Genomic DNA, 12,116 nt, shown 5'->3' with positions numbered 1-12,116 from the left:
CTCTTCTTTTTTTCTCTTCACTCTTCTATCATCACTTGCAGGTCTTTCGGCTGATTTCTTTTTCACGGAGCGGGGGATTTTCGGAAGCTTGTGGGGGTGGGGGGTCGCTCGGAAGGTTATATGTTCTTACCGCCATTTATCTTAAAAATGCGATTTCCGAAAGGGAAGACAGGCATAAAACAAAAAAGGCAAAAATATGGAACCGGACCCGTCTCATTTAATGAAAATCGAAGAGATAGTTACGCTTCTTGATCTCTCCGATGACTGTACAATCGCATTTGTCCGCTGTGACGAGCCAGTCTTATGCGATGCGATCTACAGGGAAATTCTTGAGAGGGTGCGCAGTAGAATTCACATATACAGTCTGGAAATGAGTGAGGAATCTACCGATCTTTTCCGGATTCTGGAGGAAAGCACCGGATCGGATTCATTCAGTTCAAAGCTTGAGGAAAATAAAAAAATTGCATTTTTTGTTTTCGGGCTCGACAATGCCGCAAAAAAGAAAAACACCCGTGGAAAATCCGAAGCTCTCTTCCTCCTAAATATGATGCGGGATAAATTCCTGAAGATCAGGCACCCGATAATTATCTGGATAGACAGCGCAACACTCGATTTAATCCTTGACGAAGCACAGGATTTTTTCTCATGGAGAACCACTGTCTTTGAGTTTGATCTGAGATGAGAAAGCAACAAAAATTTCTGCAAAAAGCCAGAAGTAGAATCAAAAGCCTAAAACCAATAAACTATTAAGCAATCAACCCTAAACTTTACCTGCAATTTTTACCGGATTTGAATTTCTTAACAATCATATTTTTGCTCAGCCCGTAAAGGTGTAACTATGCCTCATGTAATGGAATTACTTGGAAAAACCAGAGTCGTCGTAAAAGATGGGAAAGTCGTGGAAGTCGGAGAGCCTGAAGTCGAATGGTGCCCCCTTTTTGCCAAGATTCGCGGGATCCAGAAGATCACCGGCGAGGAAGCAAAGAAGAACATGGAATTCCGGATCAGCGATTTCGGGATGTTTACGGATAAGCGCCGCCTTGAACTCGAGGACTTTGTAGGGTTCGGAGCCTCCGAAGTTATGATGACAGGCCTGAGCAGAGGCTTGCTTGACACAACCGTAACTGCCTGTGAGGGCGCAGGGACCGTCATTTCCAACAACCCTACCCTTGTCCAGGGCATGGGGGGCAGGATGTCCGGCCTGGTCGAAACCGAGCCAATCGATGGCATCATAAACGGAATCACAGAACGCGGCGGAATCGTGCTCGACCCCTCAACTGCCGTAATGGACCCGGTTGCCGGAGTGAAAAAGGCAGCCGAACTCGGTTACAAAAAGATCGCAGTAACAGCTGCCTTTGCCGATACCGCTAAGAAATGCAGGGAACTCGAAGCCGAACTCGGGCTTGATTTGATAGTAATCGGAGTCCATGTTACAGGTTTGGACAGGGAAGAAGCCCAGGCCCTTGTTGAAAACTCGGATATCGTGACCAGCTGCGCTTCAAAGCCCATCAGGGACCTCGTAAAGCCCCTCGCACAGGTCGGGACTGCCGTGCCGCTTTTTGCCCTCACCCAGAAAGGAAAGGAACTTGTGATCGAAAGGGCAAAGGACATCAAAAGCCCTATCCTGATCAATACCATGGCCCTGCCTGTTCTGCCTGAGCATAAGCAGCCCAGGGACCTGAAATAAACGGCTTATAGTAACGGGTTATAAAGACGGCTTTTCAGCCGCTTTTATATTTTTTATTACTTTTTTCTTTTCGTTCCTTATCTTTTACATTTTTCTTTTCGTTCCTTATCTTTTACATTTTTCTTTTCGTTCCTTATCTTTTTTCCTCATCTTTTTTTCAGCAATGAATTCATAGGAAGGATTTTCTACGATAAGATTATATTTTTTGGAACTTATGGATGTCCTGTTTCCGAAAAAGCATTACTTAAGGACCCTGGTTTACTTATGGGTCCCGGGGCGATGAAATGACCGCCATACCAGATGACAAGATTGCCATATCAAATGACAAAGAGTCTAAAAACAGAATGCTTGAAGAGAGAATTATAACCGAAAAAAACAGGCTTCTACGTTTCATAAAAGAAAGAAACGATTACATCAGAAGCCTGCCTGAAATTGAAAAGAAAGCATTCATCGCGTCAATACAGAGTATAAAGGAAAGTAAAGGTAAAATTGAAAGGCTGCTGGTGAAGAAGGAGACCAAAAGAGGCATCGACGACCTTCTATTCTCTTTTGAGGACCTTCCTCTTTTCGGGAAAGAATACTGGTTCATGAAATTCACAGCCGATGACGGGTCCAGGCGCCAGTTTTTCCTCATGTTCGGCAGGAGTGCGGGCGATATCGAGGTCAACGGCAGGTATGTGGAGAACAGCAGGATAACAGATGACAAAACAGACGGGTACTGTGTCTCCTGGGCATACGATGAGATGCAGAAAAGCATCACAGACGACCTCGGGGTCATCGAAGTGAAAGCTGATAGGGTGACCTGCTCCAGCAAAGACATTAAGGCGGATTTCTACGGGTCCTTTCCGAAATACATGCTCGATATTTCAAACGGTGACAGGAAGGTCTGTTGCCTGGATATAGGAGAGCCGGCAGATGAGAATTATAATTCGGAATTGTCTGAATATTTCAGAGGCCTATTCGGGTACAGGTTCGCTAACCTGTATTTCGATTTCAAGGGTGTGCTGTTTGATAAGGAATTCTCCGGGAAGTGCTATGCGCAGAAAGTAATTGTTGTGGGGCCGTTAATTCCCTGGAAGTGGTCAAGAATCATTTTCAAAAACGGGTCGGTCCTGACCTACTATATCCCGAATATCGAGATTGTCGGAGTAGAATACAATATACACAATTCCATAGAATTCTACGATGCAGAGACCAGAAATCTGCACCGTTTCAAGAAGGCAAAAGTCCACGAGTACCCTTCGGAAAAAGGGGATAAAAGGTGGGTCCTCACCGCTGAAGAGGGTAGGGTGTTCATGGTCACGAGGAGCTATTGCAAGGAGTCCTTCAGCTTCATGAAAAACTTCAATTTCAAGTATGTAGAAAACCTCGTCGATGTCGTTGATTTCCAGATCGAGACCGACGGCCGGGTCATAACCCTGAAGGAAACCGGCAGTGGGCTTGGCATGGTTGAAGATACCTCAGGGTTCGTGATATGAATAAGGAATAGGAATAAGGAAAATGCAATTTTTCCGGAAAACAGGGAAGGGGTTTTACTTTTGCCTATCAAACCCCAGGCTCTCACCGGCCGCCGCAGCGGCCGGCTTTTTCCAAAATTTGAATGAAAACGAGACTCCATGAAAAATGAAAATAAGTAACAGCTTCTTTTATCCATTCACTTTATCCATTCTTCTTCTTGTTCTCATTTCTTCTTGTTCCACTTCATTTTGTCAGCAATAATTTATTTTCGACATCAAGCGGCCAATCATGCAAACCCTGGAAAGGCAGTGAGATAACCTTAATAGTTATTGTAGTGCACTGGAATAGAGTAAGTACATTCCAATGCCGATTAAGTATATATTAATAACCAACCAATAGGAGATTGTAGGATGAATTCTCCGGAGGAAATCAAACTGCAAAGAAGTAAAAGGTCCACAAACTGACAAAAGAGACAAAACCTGAGGAAAAGAAAATGGCTGTAAAAGATGAAATCCACGGACAGATCGTTGCAGGTCTTAAAGATGCAAAGTTTCCCATAAACACCCCCGGAGAATTGCTCGCTGCCTTCCCTGCGGGTGCAGACACCACATGCAAAGCAGGAGACCTTGAAGTTACTGCGGGAGAAGCTGGCAAATTGCTTACTGAAGCGGATTTCCCGTTCAAAGATGCAAAACAGGTGGCAGACACAATAGTCGGGAGAGCAGGGCTTTAAGTCCTGCCTTTTTTCTTCTCAATAAGAGGTTAGGACAGTTACTTCCATGCCATCTTATCAAGTATTTTGGTTAAGTTATTTGCCTCATCAAAGGATAAATCAGTCCAGCTCTTTCCGCATTCATCGCAATACTGAGTTATTTTTTTATGTCTGTCCATATACCTGAGAGACTTTATTACTAAATTTTTTTGCCTGAAAGTCATTGAAGAATCCATGAACTCCATAAAACACTCCTAATATTATAAATTAATTTTTCAGTAGTCGTAGCTGCAATCAATCAAAAAACCAGAAAACACTAAAAATCTTATACTCTTTGCTTGTAATATATATGGACCTCATACTATATATACATGTCTTGCAATGATCTATATAGATCAACATGCTGAATAAAAACTATATATATCCATGTAAATATAAATTTTGAATGAATTGAACTTACTCAATTACTTACAGGTGTGTCGATTATGCCTCACATAATGGAATTAATGGGAAAAGCCAGGGTAGTCATAAAAGACGGAAAAGTCGTGGAAGTAGGAGAACCCGAAGTAGAATGGTGCCCCCTCTTTGACAAGCTGCGTGGAGTCCGGAAGATGACCCCCGAAGAGATCAGGAAAAACATCGAATTCCGGATCAGCGACTTAGGGATGTTCACCGGCAAACGCCGGCTCCTCGGACTTGATACCTACGTGGCTTTCGGCGCCTCCGAAGTAATGATGAGCGGCCTCCGCAGAGGTTTCCTTGAAACAACCGTGACCGCCTGCGACGGCGCTGGGACCGTGATCTCAAGCAATCCCGCCCTTGTCCAGGGAATCGGAGGCAGGATGTCAGGTTTGATCGAAACCGAGCCCATCGCCGAAACCATCAAAGGGATCCGGGAAAACGGCGGGACCGTACTCGATCCCTCTACAGCAGCCATCGACCCTGCAGGAGGGGTCAGGAAAGCCGCTGAACTCGACTACAAAAGGATCGCAGTAACCATTGCAGACGGCAAAACCGCAAGAAAGTGCAGGGAAATAGAAGCCGAACTCGGGCTTGACCTGATCGTGATTGCAGTCCATGTAACAGGGGTTAGCCGGAAAGAAGCTCAGTGTCTTCTGGAAAATTCGGATATCGTAATCAGCTGCGCTTCCAGGCATATAAGGGAGCTTGCAAAGCCGCTTGTCCAGGTGGCGGTTGCGATCCCGCTTTTCGCTCTCACTCAGAAAGGGAAGGAGCTTGTGCTTGAGAGGGCGAAGGATATTGAGAGGCCGATTTTGATCAATACGATGGAGCTGCCGGTTGTGCCGGGGGAAAAGCAGCCAAAGGGATTGGTTTAAGGATGGACATTACTTATTAACAATTTTTATATATCTGTTAGAACAACTTTTAACTCATGTCACATTTGATAAATGAAATTAAACTCTTTGATGAAAATTATTTTTTTCTAAATGAAATTGGTTCTCGAGAAGACAGAATTAAATTTTTATCGAAAATAAATATTTTTGTAGGGGAAAATAACTCTGGTAAAAGCAGATTGATAAGAAATATTTTATCAAACCGGGTAGAATATATACCAAACTCATCTATCCTCGGTAATTATAACATATTCTGTAAAAGTATAGATGAAGAATTCAAAAAATACTTTAAAAGAATTGACATTAATATCCAACATTTTAAAAATATATATAACAATATAACAGATCTAGAGCCTTTGATATATTTCAATGATTCTCTTAAATTACATGAAAAAGTCCTCAATTTGAATAAAACAATTGAATCTTTTGAAGAAAATACAAGCACTTCAACAAATGGGGTTCAAAACTCTAGAATTGGGAAAGATTTAAGGGAAATATTTGAAAAAAACATCTCAATTTTTGATGAGAACCTTGAAAAGGCTTTAACTTTCCCTAAATTTAAAAAAATATATATTCCTATTCTTAGAGGTCTAAGACCTATTAATCAGATTGATAATAAGTTTCAGTACGATGATATTTATCAAAATAGGATAAAAGAGGATTACTTTAAGGATTCAAAAATCCCAGAAGAGTTTGAAATCTTTACAGGGATAGAATCATATGCTAAAATTAGAAGCTTTTTGCTAGGAAACCTCCATCAAAGAAAACTAATGTCAGAGTATGAAGAATATTTATCTAAAAATTTCTATGAAGGTAAAGATGTCACGTTAATCCCTTCAGAATCAAGCGGTGTGGTTACGGTAAAAATTGGTGATGAAAAGGAAAGACCAATTCATGAGTTGGGTGATGGAATTCAATCAATAATTATTCTTACCCTCCCTCTTTTTCTCAATAAAGGAGATAACTTACTTATATTCATCGAAGAACCCGAAAAATTATTGCATCCGGGATTTCAAAGAAAACTAATTGGAACTTTTTTAAAACAAGAAGGATTTGAAAACTATCAATATTTCATAACAACTCATTCAAATCACTTCTTGGACATAACTTTGGATTTTTCGGAGATATCGATATACACCCTCAAAAAAGAACTTGATGATCAGGATAACCTAGAAAAAGACCCAAAATTTTCTATTGAAAATTTATCACAAGGCGATGTGAGTGCTCTAGAACTTCTTGGAGTAAGGAATTCATCGGTATTTTTGTCCAATTGCACAATATGGGTAGAAGGGATTACAGATAGGCTATACTTTAGACGTTATTTGCAGCGATATATGGATCTAAAGGAAAATGGAAATGAGTTCACAGAGTTTAAAGAAGATTTTCATTATTCTTTTGTTGAATATGGGGGAGGAAACATAACTCACTGGTCTTTTTTAGATGAAGAATACGGTGATGAAACTATAAATGTTGAAAGATTGTGCGGCAGATTATTTCTAATATCCGATAGAGATGAAGGTAAAGAGTCACGCCATGAGAAGCTCGGCGAAATACTAGGAGAAAGGTATTATTTACTAAATTGCAGGGAAGTTGAAAATTTACTAGCAAAAGACATTCTTTTAAAAGTTATCAAAGATTATGAAAAGGTAGAGACTCTGGAAGTTGAATTTGAAGAAGATGACTACAAAAATGAACTCCTCGGAAAGTTTATTGATGAAAAGCTAGGTGATAATCGAAAAAGGAAAAGAAAATACCAAGCTGATTCAGGAACTATTCACGATAAAATTAATTTCTGCAAAAAGGCTTTAGAACATATCCAGCAATGGGATGATCTTTCAGAAGAAGCAAAAGAGATTTCTAAAAAAATGCATGAGTTCATATCAGAAAACAATAAATGATGCATATTAGCTATTCAATAAACTGATTCCAAGAAATTAAGCAACATTATTTTTTCCAGTCACTTAACCATTTCAAATCCAATTTATCATGTTAATTGAACCGGAAAAGACCTCGCTTCGCTCGGAACAATAACGGCTGGAAGATGCCATTCCGGTCATTTCGGAAAAGATCAAATCAGCAATTACTAAAACCACCGCCGGAAAAACTCATATATTCTCACTTGCCTGCCTCTCAGCAGCGAAATTATATGATCAAATTTGAATAGATCGGCTCCGGGTTTTCAGAAGTTACTCTATAAATCGAGTTTGGGGATATATAAAGCAAAACTTACAAATTACCCACTTAAAAGGACGAGGAGCCTCTTTTTTATTTCTTATTGGGAGGCGCCGCCAGGCGAACTGGCGGGGGATTTCCGATATCATTTAACCATGCTAATTTTTCAAGTAAATTTTTTCTGGTTATTTTTTCGAGTAAATTTTTCAGTTAACGTTTACAGTTCAAGTCCCATGAGGTCCTCTGCAAGGATTACTTCCCCATCGGAATAACCTTTTAGCCGGTATACGGTTTCTTTTTCGTGTCCCCGCATTTCAGGGTAGAAGTGGGTCAGGCAGAGGCTTCCGATCTCGTCCCTGTACTCCTCCAGCATCTCGGCAAGCGTAGCCGGGGTCGTGTGGTTCGTGACTTTCATGCCTGTGGGAAAGGAGCATTCGTGGATCAGGAGATCGGCCCCGGCTGCCAGGTCCAGTACGTCCCGGCAGGGCTCGGTGTCCCCGGAGTAGACGAAATCCCCTTCTCCCGAGGTCACGCGGTAAGCCAGAGTGGGCACGCTGTGTGCGGCAGCTGCGCAACTGATTTCGCAGTCAAATCCCTCGGGCACGAATTCGTCTCCCGAAGCGTATTCAAGGACTTTCACATCAACCTCCTCTTCAATGTACTCGTAAAGCCCCAGCAGGCCCGTGAACCAGTCGTCGGTCCCCTCCGGCCCGTATATCCTCATATCGGTTTTTCCCTGAAGCCAGTTTGCCTTGATAAGGCAGAGCAGGTCTGCCACGTGATCAAGGTGGAGGTGCGAGAGCAGTACCGTATCTATTTTCGTATGCGGTACCCCCGTCTCAAGAATCCTGTTCAGAACACCGCTTCCGCAGTCGATCAGCAGGGGCTTTTCCTCAAGCTCCACAAGTACGCCGGACTGTACCCGACCCTTCTGGGGGATCGCAACTCCTGTGCCAAGAAATGTAATTTCCATAGCTTAAAGAATAAGCTTTAAATAATTTAACTTTATTTAAAGCATGTCCGCATTAAGGATTTTTTGCGGCTAAAAAACATCCAGCTTTTTTCAAAGAGCGAGGGTTGCCCAGCCAGGCCAAAGGCGTCGGACTTAAGATCCGATATCGAAGGATTTCGTGGGTTCGAATCCCACCCCTCGCATCTGTTTTAATTTTTAAAGTTACAGAAATTGTTATTACTCTCTAACTTTTACTATTGAACTTGCCTTATATCAAGTTACATCGGTTCATCTGAAGGAGAATCAAGTTAGGTATTGTAGGAAATGTTCCGATTTTTATGATTTTATTCATTGGACCGAATAAAACAAAACAAAGAGCATCTATTTTTATTTAACTACCAATATTAAATAAGAAATAGTTGAAACTGTCAAATTTAGGTTAGAAAGAAAAAAATGTCCGGATAGCAAACATTTTGAATTGTGTCTCTCACTTACAGCTTGAAAATATTCTTAGCCACATCTCTTTTTCATTCCTTTTTCATTTCTTTTTGGGAAGGCGCCGCCAGGCAAGCTGGCGGGGTTTCCTGTATTTCCGGGATTGAAAAACGGTTTACGGAATAAAGGGAAAACAGCGTCGAACGTTTTTGTTTTCAGGTGAAAAAGTTATAGATCGGAACACCACATTTCGGCGTTACTAACAGATCATTACTAACAGATCATTATACATGCCATGTATTAGACATGCCATGTAATTTAACTTTTCAAGGGGAGATTTGCCTCAAACTTTTCCGGAAACGACGACTTCAACCGGCAGCCCCCAGCTACTAATTTCGGTTGTATCCCTTATACAAAAGCCAGCGTCTTCCAGCATTTCCCTGACAAAAATCGGCCTGCAGTCAACATAATTCGGGAATTTTCCGTGAGCCCATTCGTACAGCTTTATCATCAGGGTGGGGTCATGCTTCTGTTTCATGGCTACTACACAGAGCCTCCCATCTTTTTTAAGCACCCTCCGGCATTCCTGCAATACTATGGGGATCTCGGGAGTGTCAAAAAGTTCAAGGGTGAAACTCATGAAAATTGCGTCAAAAGACTCAGAGGGGAAAGGGAGCTTTGCAGCATCTCCGCATACAAGCTGCACTCTTTCGGAAAAACCTGCTTTTTCTACTTTTGACCGGGTAATGGCACACATTTTTTCAGAGATGTCAATTCCACATACTCTGCCGGAATTTCCTACCGACCCTGCAAGTTCAAAGATACCCTGGCCTGTACCGAACCCGATTTCCAGGATAATTTCCCCGGGCACAGCATGCAGCTTCTGCAACCCGGTATTTACGAACTTCTTTTCAAATGGGCTGGCAAATAAATCATACCATTTTCCCATCCTGTCATAACTGGCTCTTGCAGCACTTTTTGACCGGGGAACTCTACTGACATTCATTTTACTGACATTCATTTTACTGACATTCATTTTACTGATATTCATCTCAATGGAATTCATTTTACGGCATTCATTTTGCGATATTTATTCCACGTATTCCACGCTAGCTTTCACGGGTCGGAAGAGCCGCATGAACTCGTGCACCTCTTCCGGGAAATCCGTGCTCACGTTGAGCCCGAGCTGCTTCGCTTCCTCAGCCGAGAGAGGGGTTATGTGGACCAGTTCTCCGCTGACCAGCCTTTCGACCACTTCGTCCAGGCGGTTTTCCCCGCCTGGTCCGGGTTCGATTTTACCGTCAAGAAGCTCTTTTGCAACCTTCCGGGTGAGGTTCAGGGCTTTTCTGGAGATGTCACTCATGACGAGGGTGATGTCCCCGGCATCTCCCTTTTTCTTTTCTGCGGCGTAGACCCAGGAAGCTGCAGGATAGAGCCCACGCACGAAATCCCCGATCTGGGGGTCGATTGGCCCGATTACGGCATCTTTGTCCATTACGATTTCGTCTGCTGCAAGGCCGATTATGGTGCCCCCTGACATCGAATAGTGGGGGATGATCACACGGGTCTTTTTCGGGTGGTTCTTCAGGGCGCGGGCAATCTGGATGCTTGCATTAAGCTGGCCTCCGGGCGTGTGCAGGATCAGGTCAAGGGGATAGTCCCTGTACTTCCGGATCCAGCGCAGGATCTGCTCGGCGTCCTCCTCGTCGATGAACTGGTAAGCGGGCAGCCCGAACATAGAAATGGCTTCCCGCCTGTGGATCATGGTAAGCACCCGGCTGCCCCAGCGCTTCTCCATTGCCCGGAGCCGGGAAAGGCGCTGCAGCCGGATCTTTTTGAGCTGCGACTGCGGGTAGATGACGGTGTAAAGAAAGAAAAGGATGAAGAAAAGGATAAGTATGTCCCATAAACTGATGGTCGTGCTGTCAACTGTCACCAGGAAAATCCCCCCATGAAACCTGCCCGCGGGTACTGGCAGAGTACTTACAGAGTACTTACAGAGTACTTACAGAGTACTTGCAAAGCTAACTGGAAAAGATAAATCCGAATGCATCCGGAAGCAGCTGAAAGCAGCCGGATATAGCTTAATTCCCCCGCTGGCTTTATCCCATATTAATATTGTCCTGCCAGCTATTAATTTTTAGCTCCTTTCCGGGCTCCTTAAAAGAGTTCTGTAAAAATCAGGAAGGGCACCGTAAACCTTTCAACCCATGCCCGCGAATATTTCTTTATGGCAGCCCCGAAGTACCTGGCGCGCTACATGAGGGTGCAGCGAAATGAAATGCCTGCCTTTTTCAAGTTAACAGAACGGATCCCTGTAGAATTCAACCCCGGGATGCAGCTTGAGGAGCTCCGGGAGGTCCATGCCGGGGGGATCAAAGAGTACCGGAAGCTCAGGGCAGCCCTTGAGACCGAAGCCATGGAAGCCCTTGCTTACCCGGATGCTTCGGACAGGCTGAAACAGTTTACCGAATCCTTTTTTGAACTCCCGAAAGCTACCCCTTCCCTCCTTGACCTGAAAATCGCAATCTTGGACAGGATGCTTGAAAGCTGCCACTGCTGCGAGCGCCGCTGCGGGATTAACAGGAAAGAGGGCGAAAAAGGCTTCTGCCGGCTGACCGACGTTTCCCGCTACGCCTCGGAGTTCCTGCACATGGGAGAAGAGCCCGAACTCGTCCCCTCCCACACGATCTTTTTTACCGGCTGCGTCTTTGCCTGCGTCTACTGCCAGAACTGGGACATCTCCACCTGCCCGGAATCCGGGACCGAAGTCGACCCCCGGAAACTTGCAAAACTCATCGACATCAGGAGGCTCCACGGGGCCAGGAACGTAAACTTCGTAACCCCTACCCCCCACCCCCACACTGTCCTGAAAATCGTCCGGGAAATGTCGGCAAACACCCCGGTCGTCTGGAACTCGAACATGTACCACTCAAAAGAAATCGCCGAAATCCTGGAAGGCGTGGTAGACGTCTACCTCGGGGACTTCAAGTACGGCAATAACGCCTGCGCCCTCAAGTACTCAAAAGTCAAAAACTACATGGAAGTCGTCCAGCCCAACTTCGAATTCGCCTACGAGACCGCAGAAATCCTCCTCCGCCATCTCGTCCTCCCCGGACACCTGGACTGCTGCACTAAGCCCATTGCCGAATGGGTCGCAAAAAATATCCCGCAAATCAGGTTCAACCTGATGTTCCAGTACAGGCCCTGCTACCGGGCAATGGAGTACCCTGACCTCGGAAGGCACCTGACCCTGGAAGAGCAGACGGATGCGATAGATATTGTCAGAGGGGCGGGGATTGAGGACGTGCTGATTTAAGGATTATGCTGGTTTAAATATTATGC

The 12,116-nt window shown here is 44.1% G+C and carries 11 protein-coding genes and 1 tRNA gene; 8 read left to right on the top strand and 4 right to left on the bottom strand.

The features are described 5' to 3' along the window. The first annotated feature begins 220 nt into the window (after positions 1-220). The 4 genes from FTO70_RS14035 (at position 221) to FTO70_RS14020 (ending at position 3,878) form a co-directional block, all read left to right on the top strand. A complete protein-coding gene (locus FTO70_RS14035; RefSeq protein WP_255336383.1) occupies positions 221-682 on the top strand; it encodes a hypothetical protein in 462 nt (153 codons plus the stop codon). Positions 683-838: 156 nt separating this feature from the next. Further along, entirely contained in the window at positions 839-1,687 is an 849-nt protein-coding gene (locus FTO70_RS14030; RefSeq protein WP_255336382.1) for a methanogenesis marker 8 protein, read from the top strand. A 284-nt stretch (positions 1,688-1,971) separates the two neighbouring features. Next, positions 1,972-3,165 carry a hypothetical protein gene (locus FTO70_RS14025; protein WP_255336381.1) on the top strand — a complete coding sequence of 398 codons (1,194 nt, stop codon included), beginning with the start codon at positions 1,972-1,974 and terminating at the stop codon, positions 3,163-3,165. Positions 3,166-3,638: 473 nt separating this feature from the next. After that, positions 3,639-3,878 (top strand): MTH865 family protein, encoded by a 240-nt coding sequence (locus tag FTO70_RS14020; protein WP_255336380.1) that lies wholly within the window; start codon positions 3,639-3,641, stop codon positions 3,876-3,878. A gap of 38 nt (positions 3,879-3,916) precedes the next feature. Here the strand turns inward: FTO70_RS14020 and FTO70_RS14015 are convergent, their stop codons facing one another. Further along, positions 3,917-4,102: a hypothetical protein gene (locus tag FTO70_RS14015; protein WP_255336379.1), complete on the bottom strand. Its 186-nt coding sequence runs from the start codon at positions 4,100-4,102 to the stop codon at positions 3,917-3,919. A 240-nt stretch (positions 4,103-4,342) separates the two neighbouring features. Here FTO70_RS14015 and FTO70_RS14010 point away from each other — a divergent pair, with 240 nt between their 5' ends. Then, entirely contained in the window at positions 4,343-5,194 is an 852-nt protein-coding gene (locus FTO70_RS14010) for a methanogenesis marker 8 protein (RefSeq protein WP_255336378.1), read from the top strand. Between the two features lie 56 nt (positions 5,195-5,250). Further along, on the top strand, positions 5,251-7,110 hold the full coding sequence (locus tag FTO70_RS14005) for an AAA family ATPase (RefSeq protein ID WP_255336377.1): 1,860 nt from the start codon (positions 5,251-5,253) through the stop codon (positions 7,108-7,110). 491 nt (positions 7,111-7,601) lie between these two features. On the opposite strand, the gene FTO70_RS14000 is transcribed toward FTO70_RS14005, so the two are convergent. Further along, positions 7,602-8,357, bottom strand: a complete 756-nt coding sequence (locus tag FTO70_RS14000; protein WP_255336376.1) for an MBL fold metallo-hydrolase — start codon at positions 8,355-8,357, stop codon at positions 7,602-7,604. 97 nt (positions 8,358-8,454) lie between these two features. On the opposite strand from FTO70_RS14000, the gene FTO70_RS13995 reads away from it, so the two are divergent. Beyond that, positions 8,455-8,539 (top strand) — tRNA-Leu (locus FTO70_RS13995). Between the two features lie 575 nt (positions 8,540-9,114). On the opposite strand, the gene FTO70_RS13990 is transcribed toward FTO70_RS13995, so the two are convergent. After that, the gene (locus tag FTO70_RS13990) at positions 9,115-9,777 is read right to left on the bottom strand and encodes a class I SAM-dependent methyltransferase (protein ID WP_255336375.1); all 663 of its coding nucleotides are present in this window, start codon (positions 9,775-9,777) and stop codon (positions 9,115-9,117) included. Between the two features lie 84 nt (positions 9,778-9,861). Continuing rightward, positions 9,862-10,707, bottom strand: a complete 846-nt coding sequence (locus FTO70_RS13985; protein WP_255336374.1) for a hypothetical protein — start codon at positions 10,705-10,707, stop codon at positions 9,862-9,864. Between the two features lie 294 nt (positions 10,708-11,001). Here FTO70_RS13985 and FTO70_RS13980 point away from each other — a divergent pair, with 294 nt between their 5' ends. After that, positions 11,002-12,090: a radical SAM protein gene (locus FTO70_RS13980; RefSeq protein ID WP_255336373.1), complete on the top strand. Its 1,089-nt coding sequence runs from the start codon at positions 11,002-11,004 to the stop codon at positions 12,088-12,090. The last annotated feature ends 26 nt before the right edge of the window (positions 12,091-12,116 follow it).

Origin of the sequence: Methanosarcina sp. KYL-1 (genome assembly GCF_024372725.1) — an archaeon.
In the GTDB taxonomy this organism is placed as follows: Archaea; Halobacteriota; Methanosarcinia; order Methanosarcinales; family Methanosarcinaceae; genus Methanosarcina.
Note: the sequence above shows the minus strand (reverse complement) of the source record. Positions and strands in the feature narration are given on the sequence as shown.

Excerpts from the sequence above, each read along its gene's own strand:
- FTO70_RS13980 (WP_255336373.1), top strand. The coding sequence starts at position 11,002 with ATGGCAGCCCCGAAGTACCTGGCGCGCTACATGAGGGTGCAGCGAAAT.
- FTO70_RS14025 (WP_255336381.1), top strand. The coding sequence starts at position 1,972 with ATGACCGCCATACCAGATGACAAGATTGCCATATCAAATGACAAAGAG.
- FTO70_RS13990 (WP_255336375.1), bottom strand. The coding sequence starts at position 9,777 with ATGAATGTCAGTAGAGTTCCCCGGTCAAAAAGTGCTGCAAGAGCCAGT.
- FTO70_RS14015 (WP_255336379.1), bottom strand. The coding sequence starts at position 4,102 with ATGGAGTTCATGGATTCTTCAATGACTTTCAGGCAAAAAAATTTAGTA.
- FTO70_RS14010 (WP_255336378.1), top strand. The coding sequence starts at position 4,343 with ATGCCTCACATAATGGAATTAATGGGAAAAGCCAGGGTAGTCATAAAA.
- FTO70_RS14035 (WP_255336383.1), top strand. The coding sequence starts at position 221 with ATGAAAATCGAAGAGATAGTTACGCTTCTTGATCTCTCCGATGACTGT.
- FTO70_RS14020 (WP_255336380.1), top strand. The coding sequence starts at position 3,639 with ATGGCTGTAAAAGATGAAATCCACGGACAGATCGTTGCAGGTCTTAAA.
- FTO70_RS14030 (WP_255336382.1), top strand. The coding sequence starts at position 839 with ATGCCTCATGTAATGGAATTACTTGGAAAAACCAGAGTCGTCGTAAAA.
- FTO70_RS14000 (WP_255336376.1), bottom strand. The coding sequence starts at position 8,357 with ATGGAAATTACATTTCTTGGCACAGGAGTTGCGATCCCCCAGAAGGGT.
- FTO70_RS14005 (WP_255336377.1), top strand. The coding sequence starts at position 5,251 with ATGTCACATTTGATAAATGAAATTAAACTCTTTGATGAAAATTATTTT.